Raw genomic sequence first — 17,678 nt, forward strand, 5'->3', positions numbered from 1 at the left:
CAATCATAAAAATGTTATAAAATTTATTTAATCGCTTTTATAGCATCGATTGAAGAAAGACCATCAACGACAAGGTACTGACCATTTACAAAACGTTTCACTTTAACTTTCTCTTCATTTACCTGATCACCATAGATTTTATTGACGTAATATTCTTTTACCGGGTGTGCAAGTTTCTTTTTATTTTTATGTGTTGTTAACTTTTTCTTCACGTATCGCTCTGGTAACCAAATATGATCTTTATAGGATAGATGAATCTTAACATTCATCTTATCTCCGACGTATAGATTTTTATGATGATCTAAACTACCTTGATATAAAAAGCGTTGTGTATCAGCTTCAGGATTTACTGCCAACTGCTCATATGTATCCACAGTTCCATTGTATGATTTATCTTTGTTTTGCACGTGTTTAGCATCAAATTTTAATCCTTCTTCAAGGAAGTCAATCTGCTTTCTGCTTGCTGTTCCTTCTACAAAGTACTTCTCGTCTGTCACAACCAGAATCGGTTTTTTCTGTGCTTTTTCTGAGAATTTCTCAATTTGAGCTTTATCCAGTTTAACAACTTTTCCGTCCGTACTTGCTTTAACTGTTAATTCATCTATCTTACCTGAAATTTGTGTCTGCTTTTCCTTTAATATATCAATATTGTTCTCTGCTTTAGATAGTTCAGAATCCAGCCAGTTTAACTGAGCTTCAATTTCATCAAGTTTATTTTCAGAAGAAGTGTCGCTTTCCATCATTTCCATCGCTAGAATTTGTCCTTCAATCTGATCTTTCTCAATCATCTTGTTATCTAATGAAAGACCAACTTCTTTTTCTTTAGAGAACAGGGCTTCATCATTATATGTGAACAATGGATCACCTTTTTGGACGGTATCTCCTAGTTCCACATGCATGAGAACCGGCTCTTTCTGTTCACCTTCCTGAAAATAGTTCGATAAGTTCTGTTTAACTTTACCATCGACATTTAATACGTGTGTCTTTATACGTTCATCAATTTCAATCGTATTCTTCTTATCCTGTTCATTTAAGTATAAAAATATGACACTTGCTAATACCAACGCAAGTACAATTAACGATAAGACAACCGGCAAAAACCATTTATTCTTCATTACATTCACACGCCCTATGCCAAAATTTCAATTTATAATGCACAACACATTACACATCGTTTATTACTTTTATCTACACATCCAGAAGATTTAATTTCTCTTCTCTAAACTTAAAGCTATTTAATGAGACGGTCATCATCTGATTTAATATGCGCATTAAAATCATCCATATTAATCTTTTTCTGAGATTGATAATACTTATACGTTAATCCGATAAGCATTAAAGCAGCAAATAAAGATACAAACCCCATCCAGCTGACTTCTCCTCGTCCGGGACCAATGATGTAATAGTATGATAAATAGAGATTTATAGCCACAAGCGCTAACATCATGATAATGACATAAATATGTGTTTTAGATTTCAAATGGTTCACCTCTACAATAATTTATTATTGATTAAGTCCTGACGTGCTGTTTCAACACTATCTTTTCCTTCTTTATTCTTTAACGGACTAAATTCACTTGCACGGTCCACTTGTAATGTCTTAAATGATTGACCATAACGGAAGATGTCAAAATAAAACTTTTCAAACTTTAATGTTGATTGTTTTACAGGATTTAATTCACCGTCTAATTGTTCTAAGTTCTTGATTGCTAAGTGATAGGGTAGTTCGCTTTCAGCATGTGCTATTAAATAATCTAATTTAAAGATGTGAATACCAATATTTGCGTTGCGATATGTATTCTCTTCACCTTCAGGTAATTCAGTGTACTCCATAACTTGTTTAACACCTTCAACTTCAATAACACGTCCTACACTTTCATTATCCTTAGCTGCAATTGTCTTTGTAGTAACATCTGACTGACTGTCTACAGCTAATCCACAAAGAATTGGATCTAACACTTTTACGAGAACATTATCAATATTATTAATGTAAAGATATTCTACGCCTTTGTCCTTTAAAGCGTTGTTCACACCAGTTGAATGTAATGCTTCAAAAATACCACCATTGCCATTCGGCGTTGTAAGAAGTGATTGTTCTTTATTTAACAATAATTCACCTGACTCACTCAATGCCACGATATTCGGTTGCTTAAAGAAAGTAATATTTTCTTTTGGCATACCAAAATAATGATGTGCTTCAAAGTAAGCTAATGTTTCCTCGTGATTAATGTCACTTGTCATAATTGTCCATGGTATATTGATACTATATGCTTCATTGTAAGTAATAATTTGTTCAGCCTGAAATTCAAACAAACTTTTCCCATCAAATTCAAATGTACCTTTAGGTCCTGGATGTTCTAAACGTGTACCTTGACCACCTGCCATCAATACAGGTGCTATTTTAAGTTGTTTAATTGCTTCTAACCCTTTTTCTTTATATGTAATACGCATTTCTTCTGACATTTCATCTTTAATGATTGTCTCAACGTCTTTAATTTCACCTTGTGGTAACTTTACCTCTCGATTAACATAAACTTCATCATATAACTTTTGGATGCTATCAAAGTCCTGCTGTTCCAGCATATTTTGTAACTCAACCTTTTTTTCATCAGATAAGTGCTCTAATTGTGTTGCTAAAGTTGTATGACCGTATTGTTTTAATTTATTGTTCATCCGTGAAATTCTCCTTAGACTTTATTATTTTAAAATTATGTTTATTCATATTTTATCATGATTAGTTTAGCCATACTAATGTTCTATGAAACATTTCTGTATAAAATAGATACATCGTTAACACACTAAAAGTCGTTGCAAGTGACAAATCTAAAATCCCTCCAGTCTTAAATGTAAAAGGGAAAACAATCTTCTTATTTATCGGGAAGAATAAAGTTACGCCACGCGGTGTTAACATATCTAATAACAAATGGCTGATTACACCGATTACTGCACTGATCACATATATCGTATTAACATTCAGTACAATGAGTAATATACCTGTAAGTAACATAAAAAAGATTGAATGCGTCAGTGTACGATGCCCAAAAATAAGTGCAATTAACGAACTGATTGGCCATATCTTTTTCCCGAGCTTGCTACCAGCATGGCAAATATCAGGTACGATACTAAACAGTGCTGTAGTACCGATAATACCAGCGAAAGAACTGATATCATAAGCAGCATGCATACCATAAGATGTGCCGATCAGCACACCGAGTGCTATATGTGTTTTTCCAGTCATTAGACACATCTCCTTCATATTTGACACTTCTGTGAAACACATCACATATCCATTGAAATATATTTCACATATTATTATACTAGCATTATAAGTCAATGAGTATTAAATAAATGAAATAACCCCCTTTATTTCGCCCAACTCATTCTAGTCAAATGTTTATAACTACATTTGAACACAAAAAATCGACTCATTTTAGTTTGAGTCGATTTTTTGTGTTCTTGTCAGCCATTTTAAAGCTTCACGTTCTGACAATGGTGAGAGTTTATTGGAAGAGATAAAATCTTTTACGAATACAGCATTCGTCTTTGAATATTCTCTTAGTACCCAACCAATCGCTTTACGAATAAAAAATGCTTTATCATCTTTCGTATTTAGAATAAATTCTGTGAGCAATATTTCGTTCATTTTATCCTTATATTTTAGTTGATGTAAAAGACTAGCGCGTTGTAGCCAGAAGTTATCAGAACGATTCCATTCTCGCATCTTCTGTTCTCCTATGTTACGTTCTCTTAGTACTATTGACCCAACGATATTCGGTGCGATTGTATCTACCGAGTCCCACCAGCTATGTGTCGTTAAAAGTCCTTCAATATAATCAAGATCAGTCACATTAAACAACTTTTCTTTTTTATTAAGAATCACCATACCAATATAGTGATATTCTCGTTCTCTCTCAAGAAAACAATCGTCCACCAGTGTTTTCACACCTTCTTTAGTAGCTGGTAATCCCTGTTTAAATAATACTCTCATTACAGGCGCAGTTACACTCTTCTTAATACCGAGAAATGGAAAGTTATTTTTCATATAACTTTCCATCGAATGTTGATGATCATTATTTTTTAGAGGAATGTATGCTGCTTTAATATCATTGATTGTTATCATCTGAATTGTCCTGCACTGCTGACCTCGATTGTTGCGCTGTATCCTCTTTTGTCAGCGTATTTTTTTGTTCTGTCGTTTTCGGTTCTGTCGTTCTTACTTCATCAGATTCAGAAGTTTGAGGCGGTTCTGTCGTTTTCGGTTCTGTCGTTTTCGGTTCTGTCGTCTTATCCGGTTTAGCAGGGATGACTTCAGTTGTAATCGGGACAGTGCTCTTCTGTTCATTTGTGACCTTCTCTTGTTTTTCAATCGTTTTCTCTTCAGTTTCGGTTTGAACTGCCAAATTACATTGACCACTTCTACAAATATAGCCCTCACTCGTCAGATTGTTCCACGCTTTCGAATATTCAGAAGTGTGACTAATATCCTGACAATCAGCTGTTTTTTCTTTGCCCGGAGTTACAAGGCAAGTTCTTGCAAGATTATACCGTTCTGTATCATAACCTCTTGATGTTTGAACAGTTTTAGTTGTAGTTGTAGTTGCTGTACTGTTTTTTTCTTTCTTTTCTTTCGTACTATTCTTTTCTTTTTTTGCTGTTTTTTTAGTATCATCAGTCTTTTTCTTATCAACTGGTGGTTTTACTTTCACTTCTATATCAGGCTTATGATCGACTTTTTTAGGTGCATCTTCTGCCTTACCACACGCACAAAGTACTACTGACATGAGCAAAATACTTATCCACTTTTTCATTGTTTCTCTCCTTAGATGTATGAAATTAACGACATACAATGTAAGTATTATACCACATGCACTAAAAATGTGTAGAAACACTATTTATCCTGTACTTAAGCATCATTTCAGCACGACATAATAGAGTTTTGCTATGATGATGATAGAAAAGGCGGAGGTGTATATATGCAGGAAAATACAAAAGGGGTACTATATGCAGGTGGTGCATATTTATTATGGGGATTACTTCCTACATATTGGCGTTCAGTCAATACCTTCAACCCTTATGAGATATTATTTCATCGCGTTATCTGGTCAGCTGTATTTATGGTGATCTTGATTGTCGCATTAAAGAAATGGAGCACCTTTAAAACAGATACGAAAGCGTTATTCAATCGTAAAAAAGAATTGATTGCACTGATTATCGCTAGTATCGTAATTATGGTGAACTGGGGTATATTTATCTGGGCGATTAACAACCATCATGTATTGCAGGCTAGTCTTGGATATTACATCAATCCATTGATGAGTATCGCACTTGGATTTATTTTTATGAAAGAACGTTTTAATATACTAGAGACGTTTGCGATTATCTTTGCAGCAATTGGTGTATTTTATATGACAATCAGCAGCGGTACTTTCCCACTCATATCAATTATTCTTGCTATGAGTTTTGCATTATATGGGCTGATGAAGAAGTTTGTCAATATCGATGCTATCTATAGTATCGCACTTGAAACAATCATATCATTACCAGTAGCAATGCTTGGTCTCTTCCTATTAGCAAGACAAGGTGAACAGCACTTCGGTATGAATCACACGAGTTTTCTAATACTTTTTGCCGGGGTCGCTACTGCAGTACCACTCATCATGTTTACAGCAGGCGCAAAGCGTATCCCATTATCTTTAATCGGCTTCTTACAATATATTTCACCAACTTTAATATTGCTACAAGGTGTCTTTTTGTTCGGGGAGTCATTTAGTATGACCGACCTTATAACATTCTTCTGTATATGGACGGGTCTTATCCTTTATAGTTATAGTAAGTATATGCAATTTAAGACAATGAAACGTAAAAAACTGCTCAGTTAACATCACTGAGCAGTTTTTCTATTCAAAGATATATTTATTCTGACTTGAGATAAAAGCAAAAATAAACATCACAATCGTAATCACAAAGAACATAATATAACTCGGTGTGTGACTATTAAATACATCATGTAAATATCCGAGCAACATCGGACCGATAGCAGCTACAAAATACCCGACGGATTGACTGAAACCAGACAATTCAATCGCATCTTCAGTAGTCCTGGCACGTAGTGAGAAGAACAACATGCATAAACTAAATGCCGCACCACCTGCCAGACCAGTCGCTATCATGGCAATTACGATAAATATCGTCTTGTTAACTAGCAATGCACTGAAGCCAATTAGAAATAATGCTGTAAATAAATACACAAGTGGACGTTGATTTTTCATTTTCATTGCAATAACAGGCATTAGAAAAGTCATCGGCAACTGAGCAAACTGATTGAGCATTAAATAATAACCCGCTGCTTCCTGACTAACGCCATATGACATTAAAATATCAGGAAACCATGTAACAGTTGAATAAAAGTTCATCGACTGAAATCCCATCATTAAAGCAATTGCAATCGCAAGTTTAGATTTATATATAGGACGCTTACTTTCTGTTACAGTTAATCTTGGATTATATTTCAGTTGTGGCATCCATAGTAAAATACCTGCAATACTAAATAATATCCAGAATCCTAATGAATATTGATACCCTCCATCATTAACCATACTCAATGGCACACTTAAACCACCACCGATACCTGCTGTCATATTCATCGTTGCAGCAAACACGCCCGTCATCAATCCCATCTGTTGAGGGAAACGCCATTTTACAAAGCTCGGAAGTATTACATTTCCTATCGCTATGCCAATACCAATCAATACCGTACCCGTTAACAACATAGGGATGTTAGGAATAATACGAATGATAAGACCACAGAGTAGAATAAACATGCCAATCATCAATGCAGCGCTCATCCCTACTGAACGAGAGAAACGCGCCACAAACGGTGATACCATGCCAAACATCATCAGCGGAATCGTTGTTAGCATTCCAAGTAAGGCTTTCGGAAGATCTAATGCTTCACCTATTTCTGAAATCATCGGGCCAATTGCTGTAAGCGGTGCTCGTAATGTCGAAGCAACGACAACAACACCGAGTAGTAATATCAACATTTGAATTTTTTTATTCAATTTTGTCCTCCTTAATCGCTCTATTTTTAACGATTGTTTGTTAATTCAATCATATCACGTAATTTTCATTTTTTTTCGGGAAAAAACATCGGTTTAATTGTAAGTCGTCATAAAAAGGAGTATATTTATGGTATCAAATAAATAAGGATGTGTATTAAAAATGGCAATGAGAATTACTAAGAACGATAAAGAAGTAAATATCAAATGGCGTGTTGCTGACATCACAATTCCGAACGAAGACATCTTAGGCGTAAAAGAAGATACAAACATCTACGCTGGTGCAGATGAGAATAACGATGAGAAAGTAGTACGTATCGGTTCAACTTTTGGTAAAACTAATCGTATCCTTTTAGACACTAAAGATAAAAAATACATCATCTACACACACAACGACAAAAAAATCATCAATGAATTAAATAAGTAATTGTAATACGATGGAGGCCGGGTTTATATACGGCCTCTTTTTATGTTTATTTGTATTATATTTTTTGCCCGTCTTTGCCGGATAATACGCGTATCCGGAAAAGATGACACATCTCTCACCTATTTTTCGCCCGTCTTTGCCGGATAGTAAGCGTATCCGGAAAAGATGACACATCTCTCACCTATTTTCCGTCTGTCTTTGCCGGATAGTACGATTATCCGGAAAAGATGACACATCTCTCACCTATTTTCCGCCTGTCTTTTCCGGATAGTACGAGTATCCGGAAAAGATGACATACACTAGCACCTATTCCACCACTCGCCTTCTTTAATAAGCATCATCATTCATATTACTATCCTCTTTCCACCAAGTTTTGTTACTATAAACGTGAAGATAAAGGAGGCAATACAATGGAACAATTAAAAGGAAAAGTTGCTTTAATTACAGGTGGTTCTAGTGGTATCGGTCTTGAAATTGCGAAAGCTTTAGCACAGGAAGGCGTAAATATCGCAATTACCGGACGTAACTTTGATAAGTTAGAATCAGCTATCACAACACTCGATCAATACGACATCGATACGACAGCAATTGTTTGTGATAATAAAAATGCAGAAGATATAAAATCATGTGTCGCACATGTTCTTGAAACATTTGAGCGAATTGATATATTAGTAAATAACGCAGGTGTAATGAAAAATGCACCTTTCTTAGAAACATCAGAAGCATTATTAGATGAGCTCATCCAGACAAATGTATACGGTCCATTCCGCTTTATGCAGGAAGTAGCACCAGTCATGATTAAACAAGGTCAAGGCGATATCGTTAATATGAGCTCTATGTCAGCAGTGAATGCTAATGCCAATTCAAGTGCTTACTCAGCTACAAAATTTGCACTTTCTGGTATGTCTGATAGCTTTATGCGAGAAATGCGTCCGCATAATATCCGTACATTTCTTATTCACCCTTCAGCAGTGCTAACAGACTTAATCGGTGAACCGTCACTTGAACCTGAATCAATGACACACCCTGAAGATATTGCTGAAGTTATTGTGAGCCAATTAAAATTAAATCGACGTACATTTGTTAAACACACTCAAATCTGGGCGACAAACCCAATTAAAAAATAAGGATGTAAAATAATGTATATCGTAACAAATAGAATTAAAATGAAAAAAGGTTTTGCTGAAAAAATGGCACCAATGTTTACTAAAGGTGGCGACATTACAGAGCTAAAAGGATTTACTAAAATCGAAACTTGGTCAATTCAGAATTTAGATGAATATGACGAACTACATGTAAACACATGGTGGGAAACTTTAGAAGATTTCGAAGCATGGAAAACAAGTGATGCATTTAAAAAAGCACACGTACAACGCGGTAATAAGTCAGAATCTGAGAAACAGGACTCACCGATGTTAGGTTCAGAAATAGTAATTGCAAAGCTTGAAACAGAGGTTAGTAAATGATTAAAGTTGTATTCACCTACACAACTAAAAATGAATATCTACCTGAACTGATGCATAAGTTTCAAGTATCTGCGGATCCTAAATTTAATTCAACGCCATCGAGTACTGATATTAAAATGTATAGACAAACAAATGATACAACTACGACAATCGTACTAGATATTTTCTACAATTCAATAGCTGATTACGAAGCACGCACAGCGTTTGAACGTAGTCAAGAGGATTGGAATGCCATTTGGTTTGCAGTTGATACTAAACATACACTTGAGTCGGTAGAAATATATGAATGTTTATAAAAAGAAGCCCGAACTGCTTAAACAGTTCGGGCTTGATTTTATACCTTAGAAGATTAAATGTGCCATAAGCGTAATAATTGGAAGACATATAATCGTTCTCATCAAAAAGATAACAAATAGCTTCGGTAAGCTGACCGGTATTTTAGAACCTAAAATTACCCCACCTACTTCAGATAAGTAGATTAATTGAGAAATACTGAGTGCACCAATGATAAAACGTGTTAAATCTGACTTTACATCTGAGATTAAAATTGAAGGCAGGAACATATCTGCAAATCCAATTAATATCGTTTCAGATGCAGCAACTGCGTCTGGTATTTGCAATAAATTAAGTAAAGGTACAAACGGCAGCCCTATATATGTAAAGAACTTCGTATGTTCTGCGACAATCGTTGCTAATGTTCCGATTGCCATTACAACAGGTAATACGGCAAACCACATATCCCCAACAGTCTTCACCCCTGATAACCAGAACAGCTTCCATCCTGGTGCTTTAATCGCTTTAACTGTCGCATTGTGATAACCATAACTTACAATCGTATGTCCTTCAGGTGTCGTCTCATCAATAATTTCTGTACTGCCATCTGCATATTGATCTGGCACTTTTGATAATGGCCAGATACGTGGCATAATCATCGCTGCAATTAAGCATGATACGATAACTGTCCCGTAAAAGGCGAAGAAATGATTCATTAACCCTACTTGATCACACACTACTATCGCAAACGTAATCGATACAACTGAGAATGATGTTGCAATAACAGTCGCCTCTCGACGTGTAAAGAAATTCCCTTCATATTGTTTCGACGTAATCATTACACCTACTGTACCATCTCCGATAAATGAAGCTAAATTATCTACTGCAGAACGTCCCGGTAATGTAAATAACGGACGCATTACTTTTGAGAACATCGGTCCTAAAAATTCAAGTAAACCATAATCCATTAAAAATGGTAAAAACAGACCTGCAAAGAAAAAGACTGCAATTAAAGTTGGCAATAACCCAGAATAAATTAATTGTCCTGTGGCTTCTGTATCAACAAAAGGAACATTCATTTTAAAATAAACAATCGTTGCAAATACTGCACCTATTAACCTAACAATGCACCATATCCAATTCACATTAAATAAAGTATTAATATAAGATGATTTAGGTTTACTAATAAAACTAAAATAAAATGTAAATAATATCGAAATCATAATTACACTATAAATCAATGTTGGTGTTGTATTACCCAGTACATTTAAAAACCACTTGGCAAGTACAGCCACAGGCAAACTCGTCTTACCATCAACTTGTAGTGGTGTTAAAAATAAAAATATACCGATAATACTTAAAATAATAAATTTCAGCTGACCTATCTTCCAGGTCTTCTTATCATATTGTTCCATTACGTTCCTCCATTTTTTATTCACAAAAATTAATATTTATACATTAACACACTAAAATTACTGTGTAAATACCATTTCAAAACATTCATTTTTTTGAATATTCGAATAATAAAGACCATAATAATACCCAATCGATAATTTCGATTGGGTATACAGTTTTATTTTACTTCTTTGTAATATAAATTTTTATCAGGGATACTTGGATGTAAATGCATATTACCTTTTAACAGTTGCCAATCATTCTTATAGTAGAATGTATTCGCAACGATATCATGTACATCACTTGTTAAATAATATTTACCTGCAGGAAGTGCTGCAAGTAACTTCGTTCCTATACCGCTATGCTTGCTACTCTTATCAACAGCGATTGAAAGAATCTCAAATGCACCATTTAATTTCTCTTTCTCATCAGCTGTTAAATATCGATCGATTAATTCACGATAAAATTGTTTACTTTCACTCGGATAGCCATACAAATAACCATTGATATTACCAAACTGATGACTAATCAATGCTTTAAATCCTGGTGTTTCACTGTATTTTAAAATATTTGCAACCATTTCTTTATGGCTTCTCGCATCTTCGAAATTTGTTAAATAAATCTCAGCAATTCGATCCACAGCATCTTGAAGTTGTTCTTTTGTTAGTTCCTGAATCATGCCAATCACTCCTCGTCAACCATTATGAAAACCTTTTCATTATCATTATGACCTTTTATAACGCTTTTGACAATGAATTTTTAGAAAATTGCCGCTTCTAAAGCTTCAATTTCAGCAACACCCATATCATCGCCATCTTTACGGAAATAGCGTTTCGCTTCTGTGAAGTAAGATTTAGCTTTATCCATCTCTTCCTGTGCAGCATATAATTCACCTAATGCACGGTTAGAAATCGCAATACTTAAATCATCTTCTGACTGTTCAGCTAATTTTAAAGATGCTTCAAGTGACGCTTTCCCTTCATCATATTGATTATTTAATAATTGTACATATCCTAACTCGTATAAATTTACAGATTGTTTAATCGTATCATCACTAAAGTTAGCATCGATTAATTCAGCTTCTTTCTTAAAGTATGCAATCGACTGATCAAACTCTGCATCCATTCTTTCTACTAATCCTAATTGATGATATGCCATTTGTTGTTCTTCTGCATCTTCAGAATTTAATAAGTTATTTAATGATTCGCGTGCTTTATCAAAGTGATTATCTGCTGCATAAATATATGCCGCATTTAATTGATAGTCCGCGTAATCTTCATCACCTGGATTGATATGATTTCCAATTTCCTGTAATAATTTTGTCGCCTCTTCAATATCCCCATTCTCAAACTGTTCAAATACTAAATCGATTTGTTCATTATAATTCATTGTCATGCTCCTCGCTTTGTTTTGTTTGTTGTAATAGACTTGTTGCTATTGCTGCAAATATATCACCAATAAATGAAAGTATTGCTCCCATGATGCTCACCTCTCTTTTATTGTATAGTGTTTATCATAATTATTCATCTGATAACATAAGGATGTACTTTTTTATTTTTACTGATATAATTTCTAATGCACGCTATATTGAAAGGATCTATTATGACACGCCTTAAATTATTTACTTTTATACTTAGCATCTTTGTTGTTGGAATGGTGGAACTCGTAGTTGCAGGTATCTTAACGCTTATCAGTGATGATTTAAATATTAATCAATCACTGACCGGTCAATTAGTCACTATCTACGCTTTTACGGTTGCTATTTGTGGTCCAATCCTCGTGAAACTTACCGAAAGATATAATCCGAAATGGATATTGCTCATCAGCATGATTATCTTTATTATCGGAAATACGATTAATGCGGTTGGGGATACATTTACTGTCATCGTCATCGGACGGATTATCGCTTCTGCGGCATCGAGTATCATTGTCGTGAAATTATTAGCTTTAACCGTAGTATTAAGCAGACCTGAAGAACGCGGGAAAATGTTAGGTCTTGTATACATCGGATTTAGTGGCGCTAATGTATTTGGCGTACCTCTCGGCACAAAAATCGGAGAAATGTTCGGTTGGCGTGCGACATTCTGGATGATTGTTATAGTAAGTATTATTGCAACCATCCTCTTAATGCTTCAGTTACCAAATAAAATTAATGTACAAGCAGAAGATGAAAACAAACATTCAAAACTACTGTATCCTAAAGAAGCTGCAAAATATATTGGTATCACATTCTTTATATTAGCTTCAAACTATATCGTGTTTACTTATATTAGCCCGTTAATGATCAGTCATGGGTATACGCTGCAACACGTCTCTATTCTATTATTTGTTTGTGGTTTAGGTAGTATTGCGGGAACAAGTTTAGGTGGGATGATGGCAGATAAAATTGGTAGTAAGCAATGGTTGATTATCGCCTTATCTGTATTTACGCTATCATTATTTTTCTTTAATATCGCTTTACCATTTTACTTCGTATTACTATTCGTGATGCTTGTCTGGAATATCTTTGAATGGGGAACAAACCCAGCCATTCAAATCGGTATCATAAAGCAAGTAGAAGGTGATTCAAGTACTATCATGGCATGGAATATGTCAGCATTAAATGCGGGTATCGGATTTGGTGCGTTAATTGGTGGTATTATTGTAGAAACATTCTCTTTGTCTGTTGCGCCTTATTTATCAATCTTATTTGCGATTATTTGTTTAGGATTAGCTGTGTCCATAAAGAGAGATTAATTTTAGTCAGAACAAAATAACTAAAAAAGAACACACTTTATCTATTGAACTGATAAAGTGTGTTTATTTTTTATTATAAATATTAGATGTAAATTTATATTGTTCCGTAATAAAGTACTGATTCATTTGGCACGATTACTTTGCCATCTTCAGCGAACGCATCGAACAGGTTCGCTAACTTTTCTACAAACGTATCATATTGTCTATCGCCTTCCACTAAAGCATACGATGCGGATAACGCACGATCGATAAATCCTTGTTTGTCATATGTTAATGGAAATTGATATGACTGCTTATCATATTGACCTTCAAAAAAATCTGAGATACTTTCTTCAGAATACTGTACCCCACCACCATAACCGATAAATCCTTTAAAGTTTGGACAGAACGCTGAATAAATTTCTGCGGTCTTTACATTAATCGGTGCTTCTTCTATACGCGTATTCCAGACAAGACAAACCGGGCCATTCCCTTTTAATATTCTTCTGCATTCTGATTTAAACGCATTTTGATCAAACCAGTGAAAACTTTGTGCTGCAGTAATCATATCAACGGTATGAGATTCAATTTCTGTACTTTCTGCTGGTCGTTCATGTATTTCAAGTTCTTTACACTTTAGTGCCAGACGGAGTTGTGCTGCCATCGCACTATTCGGTTCAATCGCAATAACTTTTGCGCCTAAATCCAGTAATAGTTCAGTGAATATACCAGTCCCCGCGCCGATATCAGCAATCGTTGTCGTCTCATCAATTGAAAAAGTTTCTTTCATATAATCCATTAACGCACAAGCATATTTAGGTCTGGAATTCCGATACTGTTCTACTTTTTCACTAAAAAGTTCATTACTATCCATATAACACCTCTTTAACGTAATCGATCTTGAATGATACCTATTGCACCTAAAAATCCATAAATTATTACCGGTCCGACAAATTTAAAACCACGTTGCTTCAAATCTTTACTAATTTGTTGAGATAAAGCGTTATCTGCAGGCACTAAACTTTCTTCTTCAAAATATGTAACCACTGGTTTAAAGTCTGTAAATGACCATATGTATCGATCAAAACTACCAAACTCCTGCTGAATCTCAATAAATTTCTGCGCATTATTAATGATACTACCAATCTTTAATTTATTTTTAATCATCGCATCTGACTTCATCAGCCGATTAAAATCATCTGCATTATAATTTGCGATTTTATGATAATCAAATTGATCGAGTGCAGCACGTATGCCTTCCCTGCGTTTCAATATTGTCAGCCATGAAAGACCTGCCTGCATACCTTCAAGAACAAGCATTTCAAAGAGATACGCATCATCATGCGATGCAATACCCCATTCATTCTCATAATATTCGGCCATCAATGGATGACTATCTGCCCAGGTAAATCTCATGCTATCACCTTTTTTCTTTGTAAATTACTTACTTATTGTATCATTTAAGCAACCACTCTACTACCACAAAAAAAGCACACAATATAAATTGTGCACTTATCTATAAAATACAAATCCAATAATAATACCGAGCACTACGATAACCCACGGCGGCAATTTTACAAAATATAATAAAACAAAAAGTATTAAACTAAATACAACATCCATCCAATGTGTTACAGTATGCATGATAATAGGATTTATCCATGCAGCTCCTAAAATACCGATAACACCCGCATTAATTCCTTTTAATGCCTGTTTCATCAATCGATGCTCACGAATAACAGCCCAGAATGGCAAAGTTCCGATCACTAATAAAAAGGCGGGTAAGAAGATTGCTACCATTGCGACGAGTCCACCTATTACACCAAATAAACTTGCGCCAACAAATGAACCAAAGGTAAACAATGGACCAGGCATCGCCTGTGTTAAGCCATATCCAGCAAGGAATGTATCGATATCCATCATATCCGGTACGAAGGCACTTTGTAACAGTGGTAATACGACATGACCTCCACCAAATACCAGTAATCCTCCGCGAAATAATCTATCAAACATATGTAGCCATTCATTATTAATCACCTGGGCAATAATCGGTAGTCCAATCATTAAAATAACAAGTAGTATTAATGCTGCAATACTCATTGATTTCGAAACTTGAATAGAGATGGGCGCATCTTTTTTCGTTTCAACTTTATACAATAACATACCAATTAATCCTGAAGTGATAATAATTAAGATTTGCGTAAATGCTGTTGGAAATACAAGTGCAGTGACTAAACTGAGTAAAAAGATCATGATTGCTGTTAAATTATTTAAAGTGGTCTTACCCATACCAACTAATGCATGCAAAACGACGGCAATTGCAACGATGAGTAACCCTTTTATAAAATCCAGATCCATATCGAGTGCCTTCATAAAGTACACTGACGCAATCAGGACAAAGACTGACGGTAATGTAAAGCCTAAAAAGGCTAATATTGCGCCGAGTATCCCTCCACGCATTAAACCAATACCGATACCGACCTGACTCGATGCTGGCCCAGGCAGGAACTGACATAGACTGACAAGATCCTGATATACTTTATCACTTAGCCATTTTCTTTTCTCGACATATTCAACTCGGAAATAACCAAGATGCGCAACCGGTCCTCCAAAACTCGTCACGCCAAGTTTTAGTGCTACTAAAAATATTTCTAATAAACGTCCCATAACCCACCCCATTGATTTGTTAAACTTATCATAACGAATATTCAGTACAGTTATGTTACAACACTTTAAAGATTATGTAAGGTTTAAGAGAATATATAGAGTTACGGTTTAAAATTTCTCGAATTTATGACATTATTAAAGAGAACTGTTGAAATCAATGCATGGAAAACGATTTCATATTATAATAAACCTACACATTAAATTAGGAGGTCCAGATAGTGAATACAGTAAAGATAAAATCACATAAATATCCAGATAGACCTCACGTAGAAGTAGAAGGGAAATTACTTTCTGAAACACCACATTACTTTTTTGTAGTATGTGAAAAAAATTCTCTATTAAAACATTTCATTAAAGACGAAGCATATTTACTTGATTACGATACGCTTCATTTTCTTTCTAAATATCATGGATATACGGTATCAATTTCAATCGATGAACAATATAAACCTGTTAAGATTTTTTGTAATATCTCAACACCTTGCCAAATGGATGATGAAGGCAACATTACATATATCGACCTGGATATGGATTATGTCAAATCGAATACAGGACAATGGTTTTTAAGAAATAATGACATGTTCTTAGATAGTACGAAGCGATATAACTATCCATTGCAGTTAACCAATTTCGCACTCGTTTCACTGCAGGAACTTAAAACAAATATAAAAAATAATGTATTTCCATTCGGCATCGATAATTTTAAAGATGTCGATGGTCCGATAAAATAAGATGCTCTTTTTAGAGTATCTTTTTTTATACATCTTTAACAACTTGTAACAATAAAGGAATACTATTTTATAAATAATATGATACGCTAGTTGTAACATTAACTGGAACGGAGGGATTTACGTGTCAAAAATTAGTATACATGTTATTCAGACAGGGTTTATTACTGTCGATCGCACCGTTACGACACAGACTAAATCCCTAAATCCACTTACAAAGCTTGGATTTATTTCATGTAAGAAAAACCGCAAACAATATCCTATCGCATGTTTCCTGATTGAACACCCGAAAGGATTAATACTTGTTGATACAGGCTGGCATAAACGCGTGCGCACAGAAGAACATAAAGAGTTGGGATTACAGCGACTCATTCATCGCGCTACATTACCTGAAGGACAATCGATAGACGAGCAACTCAGTAAAAGAGGAATACTACCAGGCGACTTAGATTATGTGTTACTTACACATTTACATAGCGATCACGTAAGCGGTGTTCGTCAGGTTAAAGATGCCAAATATATATTTGCAAGTCGTGAAGAAATATTAGAATCCAATAAACGTGTAATGCGTTATCTTCAAAAGTTATGGAATGATATAGATTTAACATGCTTTGAGTTTGACCAAACGGGCATTGGCCCAAGTGGCCAATCATATGATCTATTCGGAGATAAGACAGTACAGCTCATCCATGCTCCAGGTCACAGCGTTGGTTTATTTATGGTGAAAGTAATGAATAGTGCCGGAGAATATATTTTAATCACGAGTGATGCTGCACTGGTCAATGCATCTTATGAAGATATTATTATTCCAGCTCATGTGATGAATCACTATGATTTAAAGAAGGCGTTACTCTGGATTAATAACGTAAGTAAAGATTCTCTATGTAAGAAAATATTAACAAGTCATGACCTCAGTTTAAAAGAAGAAATCATCACATTATAAAAAGAT

At 34.9% G+C, this 17,678-nt stretch carries 21 protein-coding genes; 8 read left to right on the plus strand and 13 right to left on the minus strand.

The window, feature by feature from the left end:
* Nucleotides 1-23 precede the first annotated feature (23 nt).
* The 6 genes from JJJ02_RS03015 to JJJ02_RS03040 form a co-directional block, all read right to left on the minus strand.
* Entirely contained in the window at nucleotides 24-1,115 is a 1,092-nt protein-coding gene (locus tag JJJ02_RS03015) for an efflux RND transporter periplasmic adaptor subunit (protein ID WP_239241925.1), read from the minus strand.
* A gap of 116 nt (nucleotides 1,116-1,231) precedes the next feature.
* Nucleotides 1,232-1,480 (minus strand): hypothetical protein, encoded by a 249-nt coding sequence (locus tag JJJ02_RS03020; protein ID WP_146608875.1) that lies wholly within the window; start codon nucleotides 1,478-1,480, stop codon nucleotides 1,232-1,234.
* An 11-nt stretch (nucleotides 1,481-1,491) separates the two neighbouring features.
* Nucleotides 1,492-2,673: a UTP--glucose-1-phosphate uridylyltransferase gene (locus JJJ02_RS03025; protein WP_240837293.1), complete on the minus strand. Its 1,182-nt coding sequence runs from the start codon at nucleotides 2,671-2,673 to the stop codon at nucleotides 1,492-1,494.
* A gap of 61 nt (nucleotides 2,674-2,734) precedes the next feature.
* Nucleotides 2,735-3,238 carry a metal-dependent hydrolase gene (locus JJJ02_RS03030; protein WP_239241928.1) on the minus strand — a complete coding sequence of 168 codons (504 nt, stop codon included), beginning with the start codon at nucleotides 3,236-3,238 and terminating at the stop codon, nucleotides 2,735-2,737.
* Nucleotides 3,239-3,430: 192 nt separating this feature from the next.
* Nucleotides 3,431-4,120: a DNA alkylation repair protein gene (locus tag JJJ02_RS03035; protein WP_240837295.1), complete on the minus strand. Its 690-nt coding sequence runs from the start codon at nucleotides 4,118-4,120 to the stop codon at nucleotides 3,431-3,433.
* Complete coding sequence (locus JJJ02_RS03040) at nucleotides 4,104-4,808, minus strand: hypothetical protein (RefSeq protein WP_240837297.1); 705 nt, start codon at nucleotides 4,806-4,808, stop codon at nucleotides 4,104-4,106. Before JJJ02_RS03040 ends, JJJ02_RS03035 begins: the two co-directional genes overlap by 17 nt.
* A gap of 165 nt (nucleotides 4,809-4,973) precedes the next feature.
* Here JJJ02_RS03040 and rarD point away from each other — a divergent pair, with 165 nt between their 5' ends.
* On the plus strand, nucleotides 4,974-5,879 hold the full coding sequence (gene rarD / locus JJJ02_RS03045; RefSeq protein WP_240837299.1) for an EamA family transporter RarD: 906 nt from the start codon (nucleotides 4,974-4,976) through the stop codon (nucleotides 5,877-5,879).
* Nucleotides 5,880-5,897: 18 nt separating this feature from the next.
* On the opposite strand, the gene JJJ02_RS03050 is transcribed toward rarD, so the two are convergent.
* Complete coding sequence (locus JJJ02_RS03050; protein ID WP_240837301.1) at nucleotides 5,898-7,061, minus strand: CynX/NimT family MFS transporter; 1,164 nt, start codon at nucleotides 7,059-7,061, stop codon at nucleotides 5,898-5,900.
* Between the two features lie 160 nt (nucleotides 7,062-7,221).
* On the opposite strand from JJJ02_RS03050, the gene JJJ02_RS03055 reads away from it, so the two are divergent.
* The 4 genes from JJJ02_RS03055 to JJJ02_RS03070 all read left to right on the plus strand — a co-directional run bounded on the left by JJJ02_RS03055 (nucleotide 7,222) and on the right by JJJ02_RS03070 (nucleotide 9,247).
* Entirely contained in the window at nucleotides 7,222-7,485 is a 264-nt protein-coding gene (locus JJJ02_RS03055; RefSeq protein WP_239241933.1) for a SunI/YnzG family protein, read from the plus strand.
* A 410-nt stretch (nucleotides 7,486-7,895) separates the two neighbouring features.
* Nucleotides 7,896-8,612 (plus strand): SDR family NAD(P)-dependent oxidoreductase, encoded by a 717-nt coding sequence (locus tag JJJ02_RS03060; RefSeq protein WP_240837303.1) that lies wholly within the window; start codon nucleotides 7,896-7,898, stop codon nucleotides 8,610-8,612.
* Between the two features lie 12 nt (nucleotides 8,613-8,624).
* Entirely contained in the window at nucleotides 8,625-8,951 is a 327-nt protein-coding gene (locus tag JJJ02_RS03065; RefSeq protein WP_240837305.1) for a heme oxygenase, read from the plus strand.
* Nucleotides 8,948-9,247, plus strand: coding sequence for a hypothetical protein (locus JJJ02_RS03070; protein WP_239241935.1), 300 nt, complete (start codon nucleotides 8,948-8,950; stop codon nucleotides 9,245-9,247). The genes JJJ02_RS03065 and JJJ02_RS03070 overlap by 4 nt, the downstream gene beginning before the upstream one ends.
* A gap of 45 nt (nucleotides 9,248-9,292) precedes the next feature.
* Here JJJ02_RS03070 and JJJ02_RS03075 read toward each other — a convergent pair whose 3' ends face one another.
* The 3 genes from JJJ02_RS03075 to JJJ02_RS03085 all read right to left on the minus strand — a co-directional run bounded on the left by JJJ02_RS03075 (nucleotide 9,293) and on the right by JJJ02_RS03085 (nucleotide 12,008).
* On the minus strand, nucleotides 9,293-10,639 hold the full coding sequence (locus JJJ02_RS03075) for a YjiH family protein (protein WP_111717378.1): 1,347 nt from the start codon (nucleotides 10,637-10,639) through the stop codon (nucleotides 9,293-9,295).
* Nucleotides 10,640-10,797: 158 nt separating this feature from the next.
* On the minus strand, nucleotides 10,798-11,298 hold the full coding sequence (locus JJJ02_RS03080) for a GNAT family protein (protein WP_111717376.1): 501 nt from the start codon (nucleotides 11,296-11,298) through the stop codon (nucleotides 10,798-10,800).
* 80 nt (nucleotides 11,299-11,378) lie between these two features.
* On the minus strand, nucleotides 11,379-12,008 hold the full coding sequence (locus JJJ02_RS03085) for a tetratricopeptide repeat protein (RefSeq protein WP_099578734.1): 630 nt from the start codon (nucleotides 12,006-12,008) through the stop codon (nucleotides 11,379-11,381).
* Between the two features lie 213 nt (nucleotides 12,009-12,221).
* On the opposite strand from JJJ02_RS03085, the gene JJJ02_RS03090 reads away from it, so the two are divergent.
* Nucleotides 12,222-13,355, plus strand: coding sequence for an MFS transporter (locus tag JJJ02_RS03090; protein WP_240837307.1), 1,134 nt, complete (start codon nucleotides 12,222-12,224; stop codon nucleotides 13,353-13,355).
* Nucleotides 13,356-13,449: 94 nt separating this feature from the next.
* Here the strand turns inward: JJJ02_RS03090 and JJJ02_RS03095 are convergent, their stop codons facing one another.
* The 3 genes from JJJ02_RS03095 to chrA all read right to left on the minus strand — a co-directional run bounded on the left by JJJ02_RS03095 (nucleotide 13,450) and on the right by chrA (nucleotide 16,001).
* The gene (locus JJJ02_RS03095; protein ID WP_240837310.1) at nucleotides 13,450-14,208 is read right to left on the minus strand and encodes a class I SAM-dependent methyltransferase; all 759 of its coding nucleotides are present in this window, start codon (nucleotides 14,206-14,208) and stop codon (nucleotides 13,450-13,452) included.
* 11 nt (nucleotides 14,209-14,219) lie between these two features.
* Nucleotides 14,220-14,750 carry a DNA-3-methyladenine glycosylase I gene (locus tag JJJ02_RS03100; protein WP_111717368.1) on the minus strand — a complete coding sequence of 177 codons (531 nt, stop codon included), beginning with the start codon at nucleotides 14,748-14,750 and terminating at the stop codon, nucleotides 14,220-14,222.
* 96 nt (nucleotides 14,751-14,846) lie between these two features.
* Nucleotides 14,847-16,001 (minus strand): chromate efflux transporter, encoded by a 1,155-nt coding sequence (gene chrA, locus JJJ02_RS03105; RefSeq protein WP_240837312.1) that lies wholly within the window; start codon nucleotides 15,999-16,001, stop codon nucleotides 14,847-14,849.
* Between the two features lie 218 nt (nucleotides 16,002-16,219).
* On the opposite strand from chrA, the gene JJJ02_RS03110 reads away from it, so the two are divergent.
* Nucleotides 16,220-16,732 carry a DUF402 domain-containing protein gene (locus JJJ02_RS03110; RefSeq protein WP_170122561.1) on the plus strand — a complete coding sequence of 171 codons (513 nt, stop codon included), beginning with the start codon at nucleotides 16,220-16,222 and terminating at the stop codon, nucleotides 16,730-16,732.
* A 121-nt stretch (nucleotides 16,733-16,853) separates the two neighbouring features.
* Nucleotides 16,854-17,672: an N-acyl homoserine lactonase family protein gene (locus tag JJJ02_RS03115; protein ID WP_170122560.1), complete on the plus strand. Its 819-nt coding sequence runs from the start codon at nucleotides 16,854-16,856 to the stop codon at nucleotides 17,670-17,672.
* Nucleotides 17,673-17,678 lie beyond the last annotated feature (6 nt).

This window comes from Macrococcus sp. PK, from assembly GCF_022501545.1.
In the GTDB taxonomy this organism is placed as follows: domain Bacteria; phylum Bacillota; class Bacilli; order Staphylococcales; family Staphylococcaceae; genus Macrococcoides; species Macrococcoides epidermidis.